This is a genomic window from Actinomycetospora straminea, assembly GCF_028737255.1.
Classification (GTDB): domain Bacteria; phylum Actinomycetota; class Actinomycetes; order Mycobacteriales; family Pseudonocardiaceae; genus Actinomycetospora; species Actinomycetospora straminea.
Map to the genome: position 1 here is coordinate 114,752 of NZ_JAQZAN010000017.1, position 21,007 is coordinate 135,758.

General features: G+C 75.1%; 22 protein-coding genes and 3 tRNA genes. 19 read left to right on the top strand and 6 right to left on the bottom strand.

The window, feature by feature from the left end; all coding sequences use genetic code 11:
• Positions 1–4: 4 nt before the first annotated feature.
• Together PH190_RS21800 and PH190_RS21805 are read left to right on the top strand one after the other, a co-directional pair.
• Positions 5–2,005 carry an acetyl/propionyl/methylcrotonyl-CoA carboxylase subunit alpha gene (locus PH190_RS21800; protein WP_274233625.1) on the top strand — a complete coding sequence of 667 codons (2,001 nt, stop codon included), beginning with the start codon at positions 5–7 and terminating at the stop codon, positions 2,003–2,005.
• Entirely contained in the window at positions 2,002–3,150 is a 1,149-nt protein-coding gene (locus tag PH190_RS21805; protein WP_274233626.1) for an acyl-CoA dehydrogenase family protein, read from the top strand. Before PH190_RS21800 ends, PH190_RS21805 begins: the two co-directional genes overlap by 4 nt.
• 52 nt (positions 3,151–3,202) lie before the next feature.
• On the opposite strand, the gene PH190_RS21810 is transcribed toward PH190_RS21805, so the two are convergent.
• Positions 3,203–3,553 (bottom strand): DUF2834 domain-containing protein, encoded by a 351-nt coding sequence (locus tag PH190_RS21810; protein ID WP_274233627.1) that lies wholly within the window; start codon positions 3,551–3,553, stop codon positions 3,203–3,205.
• Positions 3,550–4,536 (bottom strand): hypothetical protein, encoded by a 987-nt coding sequence (locus PH190_RS21815; RefSeq protein ID WP_274233628.1) that lies wholly within the window; start codon positions 4,534–4,536, stop codon positions 3,550–3,552. Before PH190_RS21815 ends, PH190_RS21810 begins: the two co-directional genes overlap by 4 nt.
• A gap of 47 nt (positions 4,537–4,583) precedes the next feature.
• Here PH190_RS21815 and PH190_RS21820 point away from each other — a divergent pair, with 47 nt between their 5' ends.
• Together PH190_RS21820 and PH190_RS21825 are read left to right on the top strand one after the other, a co-directional pair.
• Entirely contained in the window at positions 4,584–5,237 is a 654-nt protein-coding gene (locus PH190_RS21820) for a MerR family transcriptional regulator (RefSeq protein ID WP_274233629.1), read from the top strand.
• 10 nt (positions 5,238–5,247) lie between these two features.
• Positions 5,248–6,141: an LLM class F420-dependent oxidoreductase gene (locus PH190_RS21825; RefSeq protein WP_274233630.1), complete on the top strand. Its 894-nt coding sequence runs from the start codon at positions 5,248–5,250 to the stop codon at positions 6,139–6,141.
• Between the two features lie 32 nt (positions 6,142–6,173).
• On the opposite strand, the gene PH190_RS21830 is transcribed toward PH190_RS21825, so the two are convergent.
• Entirely contained in the window at positions 6,174–6,548 is a 375-nt protein-coding gene (locus PH190_RS21830) for a VOC family protein (protein WP_274233631.1), read from the bottom strand.
• 58 nt (positions 6,549–6,606) lie between these two features.
• Between PH190_RS21830 and PH190_RS21835 the strand changes: the two genes are divergently transcribed.
• Entirely contained in the window at positions 6,607–8,451 is a 1,845-nt protein-coding gene (locus PH190_RS21835) for an MFS transporter (RefSeq protein WP_274233632.1), read from the top strand.
• Between the two features lie 70 nt (positions 8,452–8,521).
• Positions 8,522–8,695, top strand: coding sequence for a CsbD family protein (locus tag PH190_RS21840; RefSeq protein ID WP_274200376.1), 174 nt, complete (start codon positions 8,522–8,524; stop codon positions 8,693–8,695).
• 31 nt (positions 8,696–8,726) lie between these two features.
• Here the strand turns inward: PH190_RS21840 and PH190_RS21845 are convergent, their stop codons facing one another.
• The gene (locus tag PH190_RS21845) at positions 8,727–9,587 is read right to left on the bottom strand and encodes a hypothetical protein (protein WP_274233633.1); all 861 of its coding nucleotides are present in this window, start codon (positions 9,585–9,587) and stop codon (positions 8,727–8,729) included.
• 75 nt (positions 9,588–9,662) lie between these two features.
• On the opposite strand from PH190_RS21845, the gene PH190_RS21850 reads away from it, so the two are divergent.
• From PH190_RS21850 to PH190_RS21900, 11 genes are all read left to right on the top strand, one after another.
• Positions 9,663–10,454: a phosphatase PAP2 family protein gene (locus PH190_RS21850; RefSeq protein WP_274233634.1), complete on the top strand. Its 792-nt coding sequence runs from the start codon at positions 9,663–9,665 to the stop codon at positions 10,452–10,454.
• 110 nt (positions 10,455–10,564) lie between these two features.
• The gene (locus PH190_RS21855; protein WP_274233635.1) at positions 10,565–11,842 is read left to right on the top strand and encodes an FAD-dependent monooxygenase; all 1,278 of its coding nucleotides are present in this window, start codon (positions 10,565–10,567) and stop codon (positions 11,840–11,842) included.
• Positions 11,843–11,863: 21 nt separating this feature from the next.
• Complete coding sequence (locus tag PH190_RS21860) at positions 11,864–12,733, top strand: alpha/beta fold hydrolase (protein ID WP_274233636.1); 870 nt, start codon at positions 11,864–11,866, stop codon at positions 12,731–12,733.
• Between the two features lie 19 nt (positions 12,734–12,752).
• A complete protein-coding gene (locus PH190_RS21865; protein ID WP_274233637.1) occupies positions 12,753–13,997 on the top strand; it encodes a serine hydrolase domain-containing protein in 1,245 nt (414 codons plus the stop codon).
• Between the two features lie 402 nt (positions 13,998–14,399).
• On the top strand, positions 14,400–14,570 hold the full coding sequence (locus tag PH190_RS21870) for a hypothetical protein (RefSeq protein WP_274200382.1): 171 nt from the start codon (positions 14,400–14,402) through the stop codon (positions 14,568–14,570).
• A 79-nt stretch (positions 14,571–14,649) separates the two neighbouring features.
• On the top strand, positions 14,650–15,387 hold the full coding sequence (locus PH190_RS21875) for a TetR/AcrR family transcriptional regulator (RefSeq protein WP_274233638.1): 738 nt from the start codon (positions 14,650–14,652) through the stop codon (positions 15,385–15,387).
• 74 nt (positions 15,388–15,461) lie between these two features.
• A tRNA-Glu gene (locus PH190_RS21880) sits at positions 15,462–15,534 on the top strand.
• Between the two features lie 21 nt (positions 15,535–15,555).
• Positions 15,556–15,629, top strand: a tRNA-Asp gene (locus PH190_RS21885).
• 31 nt (positions 15,630–15,660) lie between these two features.
• Positions 15,661–15,734, top strand: a tRNA-Phe gene (locus tag PH190_RS21890).
• 345 nt (positions 15,735–16,079) lie between these two features.
• On the top strand, positions 16,080–16,511 hold the full coding sequence (locus PH190_RS21895; RefSeq protein WP_274233639.1) for a cupin domain-containing protein: 432 nt from the start codon (positions 16,080–16,082) through the stop codon (positions 16,509–16,511).
• A 197-nt stretch (positions 16,512–16,708) separates the two neighbouring features.
• Positions 16,709–17,005, top strand: a complete 297-nt coding sequence (locus tag PH190_RS21900) for a DUF1330 domain-containing protein (RefSeq protein WP_274233640.1) — start codon at positions 16,709–16,711, stop codon at positions 17,003–17,005.
• A gap of 3 nt (positions 17,006–17,008) precedes the next feature.
• Here PH190_RS21900 and PH190_RS21905 read toward each other — a convergent pair whose 3' ends face one another.
• On the bottom strand, positions 17,009–19,063 hold the full coding sequence (locus tag PH190_RS21905; RefSeq protein WP_274233641.1) for an HNH endonuclease signature motif containing protein: 2,055 nt from the start codon (positions 19,061–19,063) through the stop codon (positions 17,009–17,011).
• A gap of 170 nt (positions 19,064–19,233) precedes the next feature.
• Here PH190_RS21905 and PH190_RS21910 point away from each other — a divergent pair, with 170 nt between their 5' ends.
• Both PH190_RS21910 and PH190_RS21915 read left to right on the top strand, forming a co-directional pair.
• On the top strand, positions 19,234–19,860 hold the full coding sequence (locus PH190_RS21910; protein ID WP_274233642.1) for a hypothetical protein: 627 nt from the start codon (positions 19,234–19,236) through the stop codon (positions 19,858–19,860).
• 58 nt (positions 19,861–19,918) lie between these two features.
• Entirely contained in the window at positions 19,919–20,104 is a 186-nt protein-coding gene (locus PH190_RS21915) for a hypothetical protein (RefSeq protein WP_274233643.1), read from the top strand.
• A 6-nt stretch (positions 20,105–20,110) separates the two neighbouring features.
• Here the strand turns inward: PH190_RS21915 and PH190_RS21920 are convergent, their stop codons facing one another.
• Positions 20,111–20,905: a serine protease family protein gene (locus PH190_RS21920; RefSeq protein WP_274233644.1), complete on the bottom strand. Its 795-nt coding sequence runs from the start codon at positions 20,903–20,905 to the stop codon at positions 20,111–20,113.
• Between the last annotated feature and the right edge of the window lie 102 nt (positions 20,906–21,007).

Here is a 21,007-nt window from a genome sequence, read left to right on the forward strand (position 1 = left end):
CTCCATGTTCAGCAGTGTGCTCATCGCCAACCGCGGCGAGATCGCCGTGCGGATCGCCAAGACCCTGCACGCGCGGGGGCTGCGGGCCGTCGCGGTGTACACCGACCCCGACGCCGATGCGCCGCACGTCGCGGCCGCCGACGTCGCCGTGCGCGTGCCCGACTACCTCGACGGGGCCGCGATCGTCGAGGCCGGCCGGTCGGTGGGCGCGCAGGCCGTGCACCCCGGCTACGGCTTCCTCGCCGAGAACGCGGCGTTCGCCCGCGACGTGGAGCGCGCCGGGCTGACCTGGATCGGCCCGCCGCCCGCGGCCATCGAGGCGATGGGCGACAAGATCCGCGCGAAGGCGACGGTCGGGCCCGCGGGCGTGCCGCTGGTGCCCGGGTCCGACGGCTCGGGGCTCGACGACGCGCAGGTCGCGGCCGCCGCGCGGGAGATCGGCTTCCCGGTGCTGCTCAAGCCCAGCGCGGGCGGGGGCGGCAAGGGCATGCACGTCGTCACGCGCGACGCCGACCTCGACGACGCGATCGCCGCGGCCCGGCGCGAGGCACGGGGCAGCTTCGGCGACGACACGCTGCTCGTCGAGCGGTACGTCACCGACCCCCGCCACGTCGAGATCCAGGTGCTCGCCGACGCGCACGGCACCGTCGTGCACCTCGGCGAGCGGGAGTGCTCGCTGCAACGCCGGCACCAGAAGGTCGTCGAGGAGGCGCCGTCGGCGGTGCTCGACGGCCGGCAGCGCCACGCCATGGGGCAGGCCGCGGTCGAGGCCGCGAAGGCCTGCGGCTACGTCGGCGCGGGCACGGTCGAGTTCGTCACGAACGCCGACGCGAGCGAGTTCTTCTTCCTGGAGATGAACACCCGGCTGCAGGTCGAGCACCCCGTCACCGAGGAGGTCGTGCGCATCCGCGGGCGGCGCCTCGACCTCGTCGCCGAGCAGCTGCGCATCGCCGCCGGGGAGCCGCTGGACTACGACCAGGGCGACATCCGCATCGAGGGCCACGCCGTCGAGGTCCGGCTCTACGCCGAGGACCCGGCCCGTGGCTTCCTGCCCACCGGCGGGACGGTGCTGGACCTGGTGTGGCCCGAGCGGGCGCGCGTCGACGCGGGCGTGGCGGTCGGCACCGAGGTCGGGTCCCGCTACGACCCGATGCTCGCCAAGATCATCACCAGCGGCCCGACGCGCGCCGCGGCCCTCGACCGCCTCGACGCCGCGCTCGCCGCCACCACCGTGTTGGGCGTGCGCACCAACCTCGCCTGGCTGCGCACCCTGATCGCCGACGACGACGTGCGCGCCGGTCGGCTCGACACCGGGCTGATCGGGCGGTTGCCGGCGCCGGTCGAGGACCTCCCGGACGACGTCCTCGCCGCCGCGGCGCTGGCCGGCCTGCTCGACCTGGCGGACCGCTCCGGCGGCGACGCCCCGTTCGACCGCATCGGGGGCTGGCGTCTCGGCGCCGACCCCGCGCCCGCGCGCTGGCGCCTCGTCCCCGCCGCGGGGGCGAGCGGCGACCCCGTGGACGTCGCGGTCGCCGGACCGCCCACCGGCGCCACGGTCACCGTCGGCACGGGGAGTTCAGCCGGCGTCCCGCGCCCGGTCTCCGCCCGCCGCGACGGCGCCGAGCTGGTCCTCGTCCTCGACGGCACCACGCGCCGTTTCCGCGTGGTGACCAGCGGGGGAGCGGACGGCGTCCGCTGGCTCGGCCGCGAGGGCGGGGTCTGGGCGCTGCGCGAGCAGGAGCGCCTGCGCGCCGCCCGCACCGCGGCCGGCGGCGCGGACGGGCCCCTCACCGCGCCGATGCCCGGCACGGTCACCGCCGTCGAGGTCGCCGAGGGCGACCACGTCACCGCCGGCCAGCGACTCGTCGTCGTCGAGGCCATGAAGATGGAGCACGTCGTGTCGGCGCCGACCGACGGCGTCGTCAAGGACCTGGCCGCGAAGGCCGGGGCCGCCGTCGCCCTCGACGCACCGCTCGTCACCGTCGTGCCCGACCCGGGAGAATGATCATGCAGCTGTCCGACGAGCACGAGGCCCTCCGCGCCACCGTCGAGGACTTCGCGCAGAAGGAGGTCGCGCCGGTCATCGGCGACCTCTACATCCAGGAGAAGTTCCCGTACGACCTGGTCGCGTCGATGGGCGAGATGGGCCTGTTCGGCCTGCCGGTGCCCGAGGAGTACGACGGCATGGGCGGCGACTACGTCGCGCTGTGCGTCGCCCTCGAGGAGCTCGGCCGGGTCGACCAGTCGGTCGCGATCACCCTCGAGGCCGGCGTCTCGCTGGGGATCATGCCGATCCTGCGGTTCGGGTCCGACGAGCAGAAGCAGCAGTACCTGCCCGACCTCGCCACCGGCCGCCGGCTCGGCGCGTTCGGGCTGACCGAGGCCGGCGGCGGGTCCGACGCCGGCGCCACGCGGACCACCGCGAAGGTCGACGGCGACCAGTGGGTGATCAACGGGTCGAAGGCGTTCATCACCAACTCCGGCACCGACATCACCTCACTGGTCACGGTCACCGCCGTCACCGACCGCGGCGACGACGGCAAGAAGGAGATCTCGGCGATCCTCGTCCCGTCCGGGACCCCGGGCTTCACCGTCGCCCCGAGCTACTCGAAGGTCGGCTGGAACGCCTCGGACACCCACGAGCTCGCCTTCGACGACTGCCGGGTGCCCGAGGCGAACCTCGTCGGGCAGCGGGGCCGCGGCTACGCCCAGTTCCTCTCGATCCTCGACGAGGGCCGGGTCGCGATCGCCGCGCTCTCCACCGGCGCCGCGCAGGGCTGCGTCGACGAGTCCCTGCGCTACGCCCGCGAGCGCGAGGCGTTCGGCGCCGCGATCGGGACCTACCAGGGCATCCAGTTCAAGATCGCCGAGATGGAGGCGCGCACCGTCTGCGCCCGCCTGGCGTGGCACGACGCGGCCGCGAAGATGGCCGCCGGGCTGCCGTTCAAGAAGGAGGCGGCGGTGGCGAAGCTCGTGAGCTCCAACGCCGCGATGGACAACGCACGCGACGCCACCCAGATCTTCGGCGGCTACGGCTTCATGAACGAGTACCCGGTGGCCCGCCACTACCGCGACTCGAAGATCCTGGAGATCGGCGAGGGCACCAGCGAGGTCCAGAAGATCCTCATCGCCCGGCACCTGGGGCTCTGATGTGCGCTCCGCGCTGGTGAGCAGAAAGAAGTGCTCCAGCACTTCTTTCTGCTCACGTGCGCCGGAGGCGCACCTCCCGCAGGGCCAGGAACAGCGGGAAGGTGAAGGCCACGGCGATCACGAAGCTGAGCACCACGAGCAGCCCGATCACCAGCGGCCGGAACGCGAGCCGGCGGCCCTCGACGACCATCACGATGCAGGCCGCGACGGCCATGACGATGATGTCGACGGCCGCGGAGCTGCTCGCGGCGTTGGCGAACCAGCCGCCGAGGTAGTCGGTGCCGCCCTGGGCGAAGAAGGCCAGGTTGAAGTACCAGGTCCCGACGAGGCCGACCACCGAGAGGACGGCGTAGACGGCGACGAGGGCCGGGCTGCCCGTGCGGCGGGACGCGAGCGTGGTCATGACTGGGGCTCCAGGACGCGGTCGGTGGTGGCGCGGCGGCGGGTGCCGCCGCGCAGGACGAGCAGGGTGCCGGCGACCGTCGCGGCGACGAGGACCGCGGCGGCGGCGAGGGTCGGCGCGTCGGGGGCGATGATCGACTGGCCGCGCAGCGCCTGCCAGGTCAGCAGCGCGGTCAGGCCCGCCCAGGCGGCGCCGGCGACGCCGACCAGCCGGGCGCGCACGGCGACGTCGCGGAGCCCGGGCCGCCGGGCGGCGAGGAGGAGCAGGGCGAGGGCGAGCAGCGGGAGGCCCTGCAGCGCGTGCAGGCCGACGAAGTGGGCGATGCGCAGGTCGCCGCCGGTGGTGCTCCAGCCGACGAGCGGCAGGCCCGCCCCGCCGTCGGGCACCCCGACCGCGTGGGCGCCGGCCGTCGTCATCCGGCCCGTCTCCTGCGCCGCGGCGATCTGGGCGCCCGTCGGGCTGGTCATGAGGAAGGCGACGGCCATGCCCGCCAGCGTCACGACGAGGCCGAGGCGGACGGCCCACGCGGTGTCGGCGGCGAGGGTGCGCTCGCGCAGCAGCAGGACGCCGATGCCGGCCGTCGCCACCCACAGCACGACGATGGTGGTGCCCATGACCGCCCACACCGCGGTGTCGAGCGGGGTGGCGATGTTGAAGTGGCTGGCACGGCCGCGGAGCACCTGGCCGACGATGGCGATCATCTCGATGGCGCCGGCGGTGGCGACGACCGCGCCGCCGCGTCGGGCCCACCGGCGGGTGCGGGGCGTGCTGACCAGCGAGATCATCCAGACGAGGGTGGCGGCGTAGAGGACGAAGCTGACGGAGAACTTGAGCGGCTTGGCCCAGATCGGCTGCCCACCCAGCAGGCGGGGGTCGAGCACGAGCCCCGCCAGGCACACGACCGCGAGCGCGGCCATGGCCGCGCCGAACGCGGAGAGGGCCCGGGACTCCCGGACCATCGAGCGGATAGTGACACTGTCCATGTATGGAGAGTAGGACTATCCGAGTTGGCCGTCCAGAGGGGAGAGCGATGCGGATCGGGGAACTGAGCCGCCGGACCGACGTGAGCGTGGCGTCGATCAAGTACTACCTGCGCGAGGGCCTCCTGCCGCCCGGCGAGCTGAGCAGCCCGAACCAGGCGCAGTACGACGACGCCCACGTCCGCCGGCTGCGCCTGATCCGTGCGCTCGTCGACGTCGGGGGCCTGACGATCGCCGGGGCGCGCGACGTGCTGGCCGCCGTCGACGACGAGCAGGTATCGCTGTACGCGGCCCTCGGTCGGGCGCAGGACGCGGTGATGACCCGGACCGAGCCCGTCGACGACGACGCCACCGCGCGGGCCGAGAAGGCCGTCGCCGAGATGGTCGAGCGGCGGGGCTGGACCACCTCGGAGACGAACCCGGGATGGCGGACGGCGGTCGACGTGCTCGCCGCACTCGACCGGCACGGGGGCGAGCGGGTCGCCGGGCTGCTCGACGTCTACGCCGGGGCCATGGAGACGGTGGCCGAGCACGAGGTCGCGGCGGTCGTCGACACCGAGCAGCGCGAGCGGTCGATCGAGCGCGTGGTCACCGGCATCGTGCTCGGCGGCGCGCTGATCGCCGCGCTGCGGGGGATGGCCGAGCAGTCGGCGGCGGCGGCCCGGTACGGCGGCGGTGCGGCGCCGGGCGGCGGCGCGGTCTAGCGTCCGGCCCATGGCTGCTCGGATCGACTTCCCGTCCCGCATCGGCGTCTGGTGGACCAGCGACACGTGGCCGATCCAGGACGCGCAGCAGGCCGCCCGCGACATCGAGGCGATGGGCTACGGCTCGCTGTTCTACGGCGAGGCCTACGGCAAGGAGACGCTGACGCAGGCCGGCGCGTTCCTCGCCGCCACCGACCGGCTCGTCGTCGGCACCGGCATCGCCAACATCCACGCCCGCGACCCCATCGCCGCCGAGAGCGGCGGGCGCACGCTCACCGCGCTTCACCCCGGGCGCTTCGTCCTCGGGCTCGGCGTGAGCCACGCGCCGCTGGTCGAGCGCGGGCGGGGCGGCACGTACTCCAAGCCGCTGGCGACGATGCGCGACTACCTGCAGCGCATGGCCGCGGTGCCCGAGCAGATCGAGCCCGGCGCCGGACGTCCGGCGCGGCTGGTCGCGGCGCTCGGGCCGAAGATGATCGAGCTCGCCGGCGCGGAGACCGACGGCGTGCACCCCTACCTCGTCACGCCGGAGCAGACCCGCGTCACGCGCGAGGCGCTCGGGCCCGACAGGTGGGTCGTCTCGGAGCAGGCGGTGGCGGTGGGGGGCGACGAGGAGGACGCGATGCGCCGCGCCCACACCCACCTCGAGATCTACTCGGGCCTGCCGAACTACCGGAACTCCTGGCTGCGCCAGGGCTTCGAGGAGTCCGACATGCCGCGCGGGGGCTCCGACCGGCTCAAGAAGGCGCTGGTCGGGATGGGCGACATCGACACGATCGCGGCGTCGGTGACCGCGCACCTCGACGCCGGGGCCGACCACGTCCTGGTGCAGGCCCTCGGCGAGAACCCGATGGCCGACCCCCGCGACGACCTGCGCGAGCTGGCCGCCGCCCTGGGCTTGTGAGTGATTTTCCCGGCTATGGCCGGGAACATCACTCACGTGCGGGTGTCGGTGCGGATCGGGTGCCCGGGCGGGACCTCGACGAGGACGATCGCGCGGCCGTCGGGGTCGGCGATCCAGCACTCGTCGAGGCCCCAGAACTCCCGCCGGGGCTCGCGCGTCGGCGTGACGCCGCGGTCGCGGAGCTCGGCCACCGCGTCCGGCAGCGAGCGCACCTGCAACCACAGGGCGTCGTCGCCGATCGTCACCGCGCCCGCCCGGGAGAGCTCCAGGTAGCCGGTGCCGAGGAAGAACACCACGCCGCCGGGGAACTCCCGCGCCACCGCGAGGCCGAGCGTCTCGGCGTAGAAGCGCCGCGAGACCTCCCAGTCGCGCGGGCGTACGAGGATGCGGCTCGACAGGATCTCCACGCTCGTCCCTCCGTCGGGGGTCACGATTGACCGGTCGGGCTCCGGGAAACTCGCAGGGGTGACTCCCGAGCCCGATCCCCGGCGCTGGCGTGCCCTCGCGGTCTGCCTCATCGCCGGGTTCATGACGCTGCTCGACGTCAGCATCGTCAACGTGGCCCTGCCGTCCATGCAGCGGGGCATCGGCGCGTCGGCGGCGGAGCTGTCGTGGGTGGTCTCGGGCTACGCGCTGACGTTCGGGCTCGTGCTCGTCGCGTCCGGGCGCCTCGGCGACGACCGCGGCCGCAAGAAGATGTTCATGATCTCGCTGGCGCTGTTCACGATGACCAGCGCGGCCGCCGGGCTGGCGCCGGACGGGACGTGGCTCGTGGTGTTCCGCCTGCTGCAGGGCGCGGCCGGCGGCATGCTGAACCCGCAGGTCATCGGCTTCATCCAGCAGCTCTTCCAGGGCCGCGAGCGGGGCCGGGCGTTCGGCCTGTTCGGCGCCGCGATCGGCATCTCGACGGCCATCGGCCCGCTGCTCGGCGGCCTGCTGCTCGAGTGGGGCGGCGCGACCGACGGCTGGCGCTGGGTCTTCTACGTCAACGTGCCGATCGGGATCGCGGCCCTGGCCCTCGGCGCCCGCCTGCTGCCGCGCGACACCGCGGCGGCGGAGGAGAAGCGGCCGCTCGACACGATCGGGGCGGTGCTGCTCGGCGGCGCGGTGGTCTCGCTCATGGTGCCGCTGGTGCTCTCCGAGCGGGACCCGGCGAGCGCGCCGTGGTGGCTCGTGGGCGTCGCCGCCGTCCTGCTCGTGGTCTTCGTGCTCTGGGAGCGCCGCGCCCGCCGGGCCCACGGCCACCCCCTGGTGGACTTCGCGCTGCTGCGCACCCGCAGCTACGCGCTGGGCACCTCGCTCGGCCTGCTCTACTTCGCGGGCTTCACCGCGATCTTCTTCGTCGTCACGCTCTTCCTGCAGAACGGGCGCGGCTACACCCCGCTCGAGGCCGGCCTGGCGCTGACGCCGTTCGCGCTCGGCTCGGCGGTGTCCTCGGCGGTCGGCGGGCGGCTGGTGTCGCGGCTCGGCAAGCCGCTGGTCGTGGGCGGGCTCGTCGCCGTCGCGCTCGGGCTGGTCGCCGTCGACGTCGTCCTGCGCCTCGACCCGCAGCAGGTCGGCTGGGCGATCGCCGGGCCGCTGCTGCTCGCCGGCGTCGGCAGTGGGCTGGTGATCGCGCCGAACCAGACCCTCGCGCTCGAGGAGGTCCCCGCCCGGGAGGGCGGCACCGCCGCCGGGGTCCTGCAGACGGGCCAGCGCGTCGGCTCGGCCATCGGCATCTCCGCGGTCGGCGCGGTGTTCTTCGGCCAGCTCACGGCCACCGCCGGCGACTGGGCCCTGGCCATCAGCCGCGGGCTCGTCGGCGCGGTCGCGTTCGTGGTGCTCGCGCTCGTGCTCGGGGTGGTGGACCTGCTGTCCGACCGCCGGCGGCGCCGGAAGGCCGCCGCCGACACCGAGCGCGCCGCCGACACCGAGCGCTCCGCCGACACCGAGCGCGCCGCCGACGCCGACCCCTCCGGCGACGCCGGCGAGCCCGGCGACCACGGCGTGCCGCCGGTCGCCCACGTGCCCCACGCCGACGGTCGCGGCGACGGTGCCGCCCCCGCCCTGCGCGGCCGGGTCACCGACGGTGGGGGCGGCGGGCTGCCGGGCGCGACGGTCACGCTCGTCGGCGACGGCCGGGAGGCCGCGGTCGCCACCACCGGCGACGACGGCGGCTTCCGGCTCGACCCCGGCGTCGCGGGCACGTTCCAGCTGGTCACGCGCGCCGAGGGCCACCGGCCCGAGGTCGCGTGGGTCGCGGTGCCGCCGTCCGGCGAGGTCGTCCGGGACGTCGTGCTGGACGCGCCGGAACGATCGACGGCCGGTTGAGAACCCGGTACCGCGGGTATCACACCCCACGCGAGGCGCCCAGCAGCGGCGCGCCCGGGGAGGAGGCCTCATGTCGACGGAGAAGAAGACCGACAACAAGATCCAGGAGTACAAGGGCAAGGTCAAGGAGTCGGTGGGCAAGGCCGTCGGCAACGAGAGCCTCGAGGCCGAGGGCAAGAAGGACCAGACCGCCGGCAGCCTCAAGAACGCCGGCGAGAAGGTCAAGGACGCCTTCCGCGACTGACGCGCCCCCGCGCCGTCGCCCCTCGGAGCGCTCAGAGCCTCTTGAGGGGCGGCGGCGCGACGCCGTCGTCGCCCGACAGCGACGCCTGCGCGGGCGAGCGCGCCAGCACGACCACCCCGCCCAGCGCGAGCACCAGCCCCAGCACGAACCACGGGATCCCGCCCGGCCGTACGCCGTCGCCCAGCGCGACGAGGCCCAGCAGGCCGGGCGCGAGGGTCTCGGTGACGGCCAGCACGGCCACCACGGGGCCGACCGCGCCGCGCCCCAGGGCCACCGTGTACAGCCCGAGCCCCAGCGCGGCGAACCCCAGCAGCGTCCACACCACCGGGTCGGTCGCCGCGGACCGCGCCATCTCCCCGAGCGAGCCCTGCAGGTCGACCATCCGCACGGCCACCGCCGTCCCGCCGAAGGCCAGCCCGGCGAGGAACGAGACGAGCATCGCGCGGCGGCTGCGGATCGCCACCGGCACCGACACCACCAGCAGCACCCCGAACGTCGCCACCAGCGCGACCACGCCCGCGGTCGACGCGGTCACCCCCTGGTCGGTCACGCTCGCGCTGGCGACGAGCAGCGCGAGCCCGACGACGTTCGCGGCGGCGGCGGCCAGGTCGATGCGGCGCAGCGGGGTGTCGAAGACCCAGTGCGACGCCACGACCGTGATGGCGACCTGCCCGGTGACGATCGCCTGCACCGCGACGATCGGCATGAACCGCAGCGCGAGGACGGTGAGCACCCAGCCGCCGATGTCCAGCGCCAGGCCGCCGAGGTACATGGGGTGCAGCACGACGGTCGCCGGGCGGCTGGCACGGCGGGCCGCGCTCGCCTCGAGCAGCGCGGCGCCGGCGTTGGCGCCCGCCGCCGCCAGCGCGGCGAGCAGCCCCAGGAGGAGCACGCACCCAGTCTGCCTTGGGATGATCGGGCCGGGCAGCGTCGTCCCCGGCGCGTCGCCCCCGCCGGAGGAGGTCACGTGGCCCTCGACGCCACCGCCGTGTCGCTGATCGTGCTCGGCCTGCTGCTCGGTGTGGCGGTGCTCGCCGACCGTCTGGCGGGCGGGGCGCTCGCCGACGTGCCGGGCGCGTTGCGCGACCTCGCCGTCGTCGCCGTGCTCGTCGTGGCCGCGGGCCTGGTGTTCGCGCTGGTCGCGACGGACGAGGCGCTCGCGGCCGCCGACGGCCCGGTGCTCGGGTGGGTCCTCGGCGTCCGCACGCCCGGGCTGACGACGACGGCCGAGGTCGTGTCGCTGGTCGGCGGCACGGTCGGCACCGGGGGGCTGGCGGTCGTGTCGGCCGTCGTGCTGTTCGCGCGGGGCATGCGCCGCACCGCGGTCATCTGGGTCGTCGGCGTCGCCGTCGGGGCCCTGACGATCCGGCTGGTGAAGCTCGCCGTCGAGCGCCCGCGCCCGCCCGAGGTGTCCCGCCTCGCCGAGGAGACGACGGCGTCGCTGCCGTCCGGACACGCGTTGATGTCCGCGCTCGGACTGGGGCTCACGGCCGCCGCGGTGGTCGCGCTGGCCGTCGGGACGCCCCACGAGCGCCTGGTGCGCCGGCTCGCGGTCGCGCTGGCGGTCCTCGGGGCACTCGTCATCGGCGCGAGCCGGGTCTACCTCGGGGTGCACTGGACCACCGACGTCCTCGCCGGCTGGCTGCTCGGTGCCACGCTGGCCCTGACGTGCGTGACCCTCGCCCGCGTGCTCGACGCCCGCGCCCGGCTCGGTGACGGCAGAGACAACCCAGCGGTGGTGTCTCAGCCTGCGGAGTGACGCCCGCTCGGGTGGCCGACGGACGGGCGGACACGTACCGGCGCCCGATTGCTCCGTCCGAGATGATCTGCCTACGCTTGTCTCGTCCGCGCGGGTGAACGAGGTGAGCCGTGGTTGCCGTACCGCTGCTCGTGCTCGGCTCCCGGTTCGGGGGGCTGGCCACGGCCCTCTTCCTCGCCCACCAGGGCTTCCCCGTGCACGTGCTCGAGCGCGACCGCCCGGAGGACGTCGACCGCGGGCTGGCGGTCCTCACGCCCGCCGCCCTGCGGGAGCTCGCGGCCCTCGGGCTCGCCGACCGCCTCGCCGCGCAGGCCTGGGAGCCGCGCCGCCTCGCCCACGCCGACGCCGACTCCGGCGCGGTGCTGCGGGTGACCGAGCTCGGCCCCGTGGTGCGCGCCCGCTTCGGCCGGCCGTACCTCCTGGCCCCGCACGCCGCCGTGCGCGCGCTCCTCGTGGCGGCCTGCGCGGCCGACGAGATGATCACCGTCACCTACGGGCGCAGCGCCGTGTCGGTCGAGGACCTCGGTGACGCCGTGCTCGTCACCGACGACACCGGCGTGCGCTACCGCGCCGAGGCCGTCATCGGCGCCGACGGGCCGGGCAGCCCGGTGCGCCCGCACCTCGGCGGCGGGCACGTGCTCTCCAGCCCGTACCTCGTGCACCGCGGGTCGGGGCCGGCGCCGCCCGACGGGCTGCTGCGGCTCTGGTCGTCGCCGACCCTGCACGTCACGCAGTCGGCGCTCCCGGACGGGTACGGCGCGACGGGCGAGGTGTCGGTGACCGTGCGGGTCGACGCCCTCGAGGACATGCACCGCGACGGGGTCACGGCCGTGGTCCGCCGGCTGCTGGCCCGCGCGGCGCCGGAGGTCCGCGAGGCCGTGGGCGACGCGGTCGTCACCGGGCCCTCGCGCGTGCACCGCCACCACGCCCCGCTCGAGCGCGGCGCCCGGCACCGGCTCACCGTCGTCGGTGGGGCGGCGCAGCCGATGCTGCCGCACACGGCGCAGTCGGTGGCGACGGAGATCGTCGACGCAGCGACGCTCGGGCGGGCGTTCGACCACGCCGACGGGCGCATCGTCCCGGCGCTGGAGGAGTACGCGTCCGTGCGGGGCGTGCCCCGCGCCGCGGTCGCCCGCCGCGCCGCGGACTTCGCGACGCTCTGCCACGCCGACGGCCTCGTGCGCCGGATGCGCGACCGCCTGTGGCGCGCCGCGGCCGTCGACGCCACCGCGGCCGTCGTCGGCGCGTCCCGCCCGGGACCGTCCGGCGGCGGGCCGCCCGGGTCCGACGGCGACCACCGGCCCGGCCTGGTGGTGAGCCCGGCGCGGGAGCCCGACACCGTCGGCCCGCCCACCGGTCCGGGTCCGGCGGGCCCCATCGCCGGCTGAGTCCCGGCAGGATGCCTGCCCGTGACCGCTGCTTCGCTGACCCCCGACACCGTCGTCGTCAACGGGATCCGGCTGCACCACCGCGTCGGCGGGTCGGGGCCGCCGGTGGTGCTGCTGCACGGGTGGCCGCAGACCGGCCACTGCTGGCGGCACGTGGCCGGCCCGCTCGCCGCCGACCACACCGTGATCGTCCCGGACCTGCGCGGCTACGGCGCCAGCGACAAGCCCACCGGCGGCATGGACAAGCGCACGATGGCCGCGGACATCTCGGCGCTGGTGCGGGCGCTGGGCCACGAGCGGGTCGCGGTCATCGGGCACGACCGCGGCGGGCGCGTCGCGCACCGCTGGGCGCTGGACCGGCCCGAGGAGGTCACCCGCCTGGCGGTCCTCGACATCGCGCCGTCGCGGGCGACCTGGCAGCGCATGGACGCCGCGCTGGGCGCGAAGTACTGGCACTGGCTCTTCCACCTGCAGCCCGACCTGCCCGAGCGCCTCGCCGGCGCCGACGTCGAGGGCTACCTGCGGTACTTCCTCGAGAAGTGGACCTACGCGCGCGAGGGTCTCGAGCCCGCGGCGATCGCCGAGTACGTGCGCGCCTTCTCGCAGCCCGGGGCGCTGCGGTGCGGGTTCGACGACTACCGCGCCCACCCCGTCGACGCCGAGCACGACGAGGCCGATCACGCCGCCGGGCGCCGGGTCGCGCAGCCGCTGCTCGCCCTGTGGGGGGCCGAGGGCGTGATGGGTCAGACGCTGCCGATGCTCGACCTGTGGCGCGAGTACGCCGACGACGTGCGCGGCCGGGCGATCGAGAGGTGCGCCCACTTCGTGCCCGAGGAGCGTCCCGAGGAGGTCGTCGAGGAGCTGCGGACCTTCCTCGCCGAGGAGGCGTGACCGAGGCATAGTGGCGGAAGTGAGCAGCCCCCTGAAGGTCGAGTCCGATCCCGAGGAGCTGGGCTTCGACCCGGCCCGACTCACCCGCATCGACGACCACTTCGCCCGCTACGTCGACGACGGCCGGCTCGCCGGCTGGCACATCGTCGTGGCGCGCGACGGCCGGGTCGTGCACTCGTCGACCGCCGGTCAGCGCGACGCCGAGGCCGGCCTGCCCGTCACCGACGACACCCGCTGGCGGATCTACTCGATGTCGAAGCCGATCACCTCGGTGGCGGCGCTCATGCTCTGGGAGCGGGGCGCGTTCGAGCTCACCGACCCGATCAGCCGGTGGCTGCCCGAGTTCGCCGCGCCGAAGGTCTACGTCAAGGGGTCGTCGGGCAAGCCGCTGCTCGAGGCGGCCACCGAGCCGATCCGTGTCTGGCACCTGCTGACCCACACCGCCGGGCTGACCTACGGCTTCCACCACGCGCACGCCGTCGACGAGCTCTACCGGGCGGCGGGCTTCGAGTGGTCGGCCCCGGAGGGTCTCGACCTCGCCGGCTGCGTCGAGGCGTGGGCGAAGCTGCCGCTGGTGCACCAGCCCGGGGCGGAGTGGAACTACAGCCACGCCACCGACGTGCTCGGCCGGCTGATCGAGGTCGTCTCCGGGCAGTCGCTGGACGCGTTCCTCGACGAGCACCTGCTCGGCCCGCTCGGGATGACGGCCACGAGATTCGTCGTCGACGACCCCGACCGCCTGGCCGCGCTGTACGTCCAGAACCCGGCGACGGGCCGCTTCCTGTCCGCCGACGCCGCCGGCATGGCCGCGATGGCGCGCGAGGCGCTGGAGCCGACCTGGCACGGCGGCGGGGGCGGGCTCGTGTCCACGGCCGCCGACTACCACCGCTTCACGCGCATGCTGCTGGGCCGCGGGGAGGTCGACGGCGTCCGGGTGCTGGGCAGCCGCACCGTCGACTACATGGGCCGCAACCACCTGCCCGGCGGCCTCGACCTCGAGCAGGTGGGGCGGCCGCTGTTCGCCGAGATGCCGTTCGACGGGGTGGGCTTCGGGCTCGGGGTCGCCGTGGTGGGCGACCCCGTCCGCTACCGCACGCTGGCCAGCCCCGGCGAGATGTCCTGGGGCGGCGCGGCGAGCACGGCGTTCTGGGTGGACCCCGTCGAGCGGGTCACGGCGATGTTCTTCACCCAGTTGCTGCCCTCGAGCGCCCACCCGATCCGGACCCAGCTCCGCGGGCTCGTCTACCAGGCCCTCGTCGACTGACATCCGATCTCCGGCTGAGAGCCTCTCAGCCACCCCCCGTACGGCCGCATGCGCGGTCGGGAGTCACGGAGCCGTGCCGTGACCGTCCCGGCCGTGGACGGTCACTCTGCGTGCCGGAAGGCGGGCGAAGCGGGCGGACCGAGATCGGCGGGGTCGTCACTCGGGAAGGGGGCTGCATCGTCGCGGGCGTCTGGGTAGCGTCGTCGCGACTCGGACGAGGGACGCCGACGGGCACGGAACGTGACCGGAGACGTCCCCGCATCGGGTCATCCCGCCGCGTGAGGTGTGGCAGCGGGTCGGGACTCAGGCGGCACCGGGAGCCAGCAGATGAACGCGACGTCAGGACCTCGCCGACGACCGAACGGACCCCATCCGGAGCGGACGGCGGCCGACGAGCCGTCGGTGCCCGCGCAGCGCACCGCGGCCGACGTGTACGGCGTGACCGACGAGCAGGTGCACCGTGCGCGCATCGCCGTCGCCCGCAACTCCCTCGACTCCGACGACTGCCGCGAGCTGCTGGACATGCTCGGCCTCATCGGGGAGGGCGGAGATCCGCCACCGGTACGGCGGTGACCGGGTAGATCGTCCGACACTGGACGAAAATCGCGTGGGCGGCCGTCGGTGAAAGGCGCGACCGCTACCGTGGCCGCCGATGTCCGACACCGCTGATCCTCCGCGGCCCCCGAGCGGGCTCCGTGGCGACGCGCCCCGCCAGGCGCGGGCGGTGGCGACCCGGGGCGCGATCCTGGCCGCCGCTGCCGAGGAGTTCGCCTCGGGCTCGTACCACGAGGCGTCGCTGTCGCGGATCCTCGAGCGGAGCAAGGTCACCAAGGGCGCGCTGTACTTCCACTTCGTCTCCAAGGAGAGCATCGCGCTCGCCGTGGTCGACGAGATGGAGGTGCTCTGCCGCGCGATGGTGGAGCGGGCCGACGGGCTCGGCCTCGACGGGCTGCGCACCGCCGCCCAGATCGCGCGGGAGATGCAGGACGCCCTCGAGGGCCCGGTGGTGCGCGCCGGCCAGCGGCTCTGCGCGGAGGGGTTCGCCGGCCCCCAGCGGCCGGGGTGGCCCTTCCGCTTCTGGGAGGAGACGTTCACCGGGCTCTTCGAGCGGGCCGCGGTGGCCGAGATCCTGCTGCCCTCCGTGGACCCGTCCTCGCTGGCCCGGACGATCGTCGACATGTCCGGCGGGGCCTTCGCCGCGTCACTGGCGATCACCGAGCTCACCGACCTCGCGCAGCGGGTCTGCGAGAACTGGGAGCTGGTGCTGGGCGCGGTCGCGGTGCCCGCGTGGCTGGCGGCGTGGCGGGCCGACGGGGGTATGCGCGCGGTGCTCGGACCCCACGTCGTGCTGGGGGTCGCGGACGGCAGGGGGTGGGTGCCGGGGGTCTGAGACCCGTCACCTATGCTTGGTCCGCTCCCAACGGGTACGCCGTTGGCGGGTAAGGTCCTCAGCCAGAGGGTCGCGCCCCCATCGTTCAGCGGCCTAGGACTCCGCCCTTTCAAGGCGGCAACGCGGGTTCGAATCCCGTTGGGGGTACGGTGGTACCGCAAGTTTCAAGGCCCAGTGGCGCAGTTGGTTAGCGCGTCGCCCTGTCACGGCGAAGGTCGCGGGTTCGAGTCCCGTCTGGGTCGCTCTCCGGTCGAGGTGGTCCCTCGACCGTCCGGCCAGGTAGCTCAGTTGGTACGAGCGATCGCCTGAAAAGCGATAGGTCGGCGGTTCGACCCCGCCCCTGGCCACCGTCGCCCACCAGCGGAAACGCTCGGTGGGCGTTCGTCGTTGTCGGGGCCTACTTCAGCAACCGCCCTCACAGGTCCTCCCACTCGATCGCGTCGAGGGCCTGGCCAATGTCATCGATGTCGGAGTGGGCGTAGATCGCCATCCGTGATCGCGAGCAGCGGCCCTTCGCCTGGGCCGCGGCCAGGCCCTTGCCGATCTCGTAATTCGGCGTCGGGACCCTCGACGAGCACGGCGACGTCGCAGATCGCCTCTCACGCTCGGCATCACCGGGGCGTTGTGCAGCACCGCGTGCACACGCCGGCTAGTACCGAGGGAGCCTTGACAGCCGGACGAGGCTCGACCTCGTGGACGCTAACGAGGGGGACGCGACCCGCCTGATCCCCTACGCCGGCGACGTACTCCGCGTGCTCGGGGAGAGCGAGGGCATGGCGTTCTGCGAGCTCACCGTGCCGCCCAACTTCCCGGGGCCGCCGCCGCACGTGCACCACGGATTCGACGAAGCGATCTACGTCCTCGAGGGCGAACTGACGATGATCAAGGGCCGCGCGGAGCCCCAGCCGGTGCGCGCCGGCGGGCTCATCCTCGCGCCGAGAGGCGCGCGGCACACGTTCGCCAACCCGCACGACCGACCCGCCCGGGTGGTCGGGGTGTGGAGCCCAGCGAGTGCCCTCGGCTTCATGGAGGAGATCGGCGCCGCCCTGCCCGCCTCCGGGCCTCCTGACCCCGCCGAGCTGGCCGACATCTACCGGCGCCACAACAGCGACATCGTGCCCTGACCCCTCGGCGGTCCACGGCACAAGCTGCGCAGCGACGGGGTTGGTCCGGCGCCGTACGCCGACGTCTGCGGGTGGCGCGTCGCCTGTGCAAGGGGCTGGTGCAGCTGGACGCCGCTCTGGGCACCTGAAGAGCCACAGGTCGGCGGTTCGACCCCGCCCCTGGCCACCTCCGGCCCCCGTCAGGGACGATCACCCCCGTGACGGGCGCCTACTGGATCAATACCTTTCAAGAGATCCGTGACCAGGCCAAGCTCGACCGCTACGTCGCGCTCGCCGGCCCTGCGATCCGTGCCGCCGGTGGGCGCTTCGTGGCGCGGGGGAACCCGACCGCCGCGTTCGAGAGCGGCACCACCGAGCGCACCACCCTCATCGCCTTCGACAGCGTCGACGCGGCCATCGCGGCCTACGAGAGCGACGCCTACCAGGAGGCCCTGCGCGCCCTCGGGGACGGCGCGGAGCGTGACATCAGGATCATCGAGGCGCTCCCGGACTGAGCCCTAGAAGGGCGGTGGGTCGTCCTCGGTCGCGACCAGGGCGGCGGGAGAGGTCGCCGGTGCGGGTGCCGCGTGGCCCTTCGTGCGCCGGAGGAACCGCCGGCGCCAGTCGAGGTCGTCGGCGGCCTCGGTCTCCGGGTCGTGGGCGGAGTCGGGCGCGAAGCCGTCGTCGGGCAGGGGGCGTGGGCGCGGTCCGGGGCACGGCTGGACGAGCGGCTCGAGGATGCGCTTGGGGTGGGTCGTGTGGGACACGCCGGCGCGGGTGCGGAACGCGAAGCAGCCCGGGGTCGGCTGGTGCACTCGCCAACCCGCACGGTGCTTGGCGCGGTGGTGGTGCCGGCAGAAGACGCCGAGGTTGCGCAGCGCGGTCGGGCCACCCAGCGCCCAGTCCAGGGTGTGGTCGATGTCGGCGCGCCGGGCGGGGCGATAGCAGCCGGGTACGACGCAGTGGCGGTCCCGCACGCGGATCCAGCGCTCGATCTCCGCGCGCGGCCGTCGGCGCGCGCGGTCCTCGGCCGTCTCGGTGGGTGGGCGTCCGAGGCGCGGTCCGAGCTCGCCGAGGCGGAGCTGGAGCTCGGTGAGCAGGGCGGCCCAGAGCGGGTGATCGGCGGGACGCAGGGCAGCCAGCAGCGTCGTCGGGACCTGGAGCTCGACGACCGCGGTGCACTCCTGCCCCCGTGACGGCTCGGCGCGGCCGCGGGGGCGTGATGGTCGTCGGCGGGCGAGCAGCACGTTCTGGAGGTGGCCGTGGTCGTCGGTGAGGACGACCCGCCACTCGCCGGCGCGGTACCGGACGAGCAGCTCGCGGGCGTGGTGGGCCAGCACGGTGCCGTAGCCGGGGACGGTGGCGGGGCTGTCGTCGAGGCCCAGCGCGGTGGAGAGACGGAGCCGGAGCTCCGAGGCGCCGGTGTGTGGGCGTCCGGAACCGGGGTCGGGCCCGTCGACCATGGGTGCGACGGGCGGATGCGGCGCGTCGGGCACCGGCTCAGCGGGCCGAGGCGGCTCATCGGTGTCCGGCTCGTCGGTGGCGGGTCGCCGGGGCTCGTCGGGGAGGCCGGGCAGGTCCAGGACGCCCTGGTCGTCGGGCCGGACATCCCCGCCCGCCCCCGGCGCTTGCGAGGCGCCACTCGGTCCGTCGTCCGGCCCGTCGTCCGGCCCGTCGTCCGGCCCGCCATCGTCGCTCGGTCCGTCGCTCGGTCCGTCGCTCGGTCCGTCGCTCGGGCCCTCGTCCGGCCGGCCGTGCTGGTGGTACTCGGAGGCGAGGAGGAGGGCCAGCTGGTGGTCGGTCATGCCCTCCACCGACCCGTCGAGCAGCCGGCCGGCGACCTCGGCCCGCAGCGAACCGATCGGCGTCAGCACCCCGAGCCCGCGCACGAGGGCGGCGACGGCGTCGCAGCGGTCGCGCATCGCCAGCCCGCGGGGCGCGGCGACGTCGCAGACCGAGAACGTGGCGGTGCCCGTCGGGTTGGGCGACAGGATCACTCGCGCGTTCTTCTCCGCGCGGGCGGCGCGGCGGGCGGCCCAGTCGGGGTCGAGCTCGGTGGCGGTCTTCTCGATCCGCCGGATGAGCTCGGCCGGCGGCAGCGCCGGCGCCTCGGGCAGCAGGACCCGGGCGACGTGGCGGGCGTGGTCGTCGCACAGGTCGCGCGTCCACTCGCACAGCCGGGCGGCCTTGTGCTCGTCGAGGACGCCGTGCCAGAGCGCGTCGCCGACGTCGGGGAGGCGATCGCGCAGGTCGTCGGCCAGGTCGAGCTTGCGGGTCACCATGGTGCGGCCCAGGCCGAGCACCGCGGCGACCTCGTCGCTCGAGAACTCGTCGAGGTCGGGGCGGCGCTCGGCCCGATCGGCCTGCGCGCGCCCGAGGTGGTGCATCGCGTCCAGCAACCGGGACGTCCCGCGGTTCTGCACCCGCGCGCACGCCCGCAGGTAGGCGGCCAGGTCCTCGCCGGTGAGCGTCGCCGGCGACAGCCGGTCGAGCGCGGCGACCAGCTCCGCGCCCGGCGCGAGCGCGTCCAGCTCGGCGGCCACGCCGGGCCGCACGTGCTGATCGATGCTCATGAGGTGACGGTAGATCCGACCCCCGACACCGCCGGGCGCTCGAGGCCTGGTCGGGGTCGGCGGCGAGGTCACGGCTCCGTGACGATGTGGGGCCTCGTGGACCGCCCGGCCTCAGCGCGGGGGACCTCGGACCCTGACGGCGGCCGGTGGCGCCGCCGGAGGGTGGCCGCGTGGTGGTGCGTCTGCTGTGGATCCCCGTCGGTGCCGGTGGGCACGTCGTGCGGCACACGAGCCGCTGGTGGGAGCGGCTCGCGGCCGCCCGCGCGCACCGGGCGGCGCGGCCGCTCGTGCACGGCGTGCTCGAGGTGGTCGTGGACGGCTCGCCGTGGGTCCTCGAGATGGCCCCGGCCTGGGGCGGCACGCGGGCCGTCGACCGCGGCGTGGTGCGGACCGGCCCGGTCGGGCTCGCGGTCCTCGGCCGGTCGCGGTGGTTCCGCTACGAGGTCCGACGGTGGCGCGACGGCGTCCTGCCCGACCGCGAGTGGGCGCTGGGGGACCCGGTCGTCGTGAGCCGCGACGACACGACCGCCCGCGCCGTGCTCCGCCACGTCGACGAGGTGCCCGCGCTGACCTGGGGGCGCGCGGTCGGCACGACCGGCGACATGTGGAACTCCAACTCGCTGGTCTCGTGGCTGCTCGTCGTGTCCGGTGTCCCCACGGCGGAGCTGCGACCCCCGGGCGGCGCGCGGGCACCGGGCTGGGACGCCGGGCTCGCGGTGGCCGACCGCTCGGCCCGCCCCGTGCGCCGGACGGCGAGGGCCTCGACCGTCCGGGCGATCGCCCCCCGCGCCCGGTAACGCCGTCACCCGATCGAGCGACGTCCCGCGCGACGTGGGCGTGCGGCAGGGGTTCGGCGTGGAGTGGGTTCTCGCGGTGGCGGTGTTCGCGGTGGTCTCGGTCCTGGTGATCGGCCTACCGCTCTACCTGGCGATGCGGTCCTGGTCCGGACGCGCCGACCGGAAGGCCGCCGAGGCCCGGCGCCGCGCCTCCGCCCACCCGCAGACCTCCACGAACGGCAAGCGGCGCGTCCTCCAGTCCTGAGGGGCCTCAGCCCGTGACGAGGCGCAGGCCGCCGACCCCGTGGTCGCTGGCGTAGTCGAGCATTCTCGCCAGGTCGCTGACGCCGTTGCTGGCGGGCAGCGGGGCGAACTGCAGGGTCGAGAGCACCCCGAGCGCCCGGCCGTCGGCGGAGAGGAAGGCGCTGCCCGAGTCGCCGGGGATGCCCGGGGTCGCGGTGAGCACGTCGTGGCTCCACCCGTCGCCCTGGCTTCCGGCGACCGTCCCCATCTTCGGGCTGAGCAGCGTCACCCCGCCCCGCAGCTCGGAGTTCCCGTAGCTGCGCACGACCTCGCCGACCGCCGCGCCGTCGGTGTCGAGCCCGGTCGGGCCGCCGAAGAACGGCACCGCACCGGAGGCGCCCGCCGCGTCGGCGGGGTCGAGCCGGACCAGGGCGAAGTCGTTGTAGGCGCAGGCGTCCGGGTCGGTCTCGCCGGCCTCCTGCATCGCGAGCCAGGAGTTGTAGACGAGCATCCCGGGCCGCGTCGCGCCCCCGATCTCGACCTCGGTGCCGAGCGGTAGCGAGCCCGCCGTGCAGCCGTTGACCTCGGTCGCGCGGCCCGTGCCCGAGCAGTGCGCGGCCTGGCCGAGGTAGGTCGCCGACCCGTCGGTCAACAGGAAGTTGGCGGTGCACTGCGCGCCGTCGGTGCGGGTCTGCACGCCGGGGTGGACGCCCGGGGCGGTCGGGGAGGGAGCCGGCGGTGCCGGGACCGCCGGTGCGGCGACGGCCGTCGCCCCGCCCAGCCACGCGGTCGCGGCGAGCGCGGTGAGCGCCGCCCCCGCCACGAGGGCGGCCGTCGTTCGACGGGTCGTACGTCCCGTCGTGCGTCCCACCGTGCGTCCCTCTGCCATGCGCTCGCTCCCCGGCCGTCCGTCACTCCGCCGTGT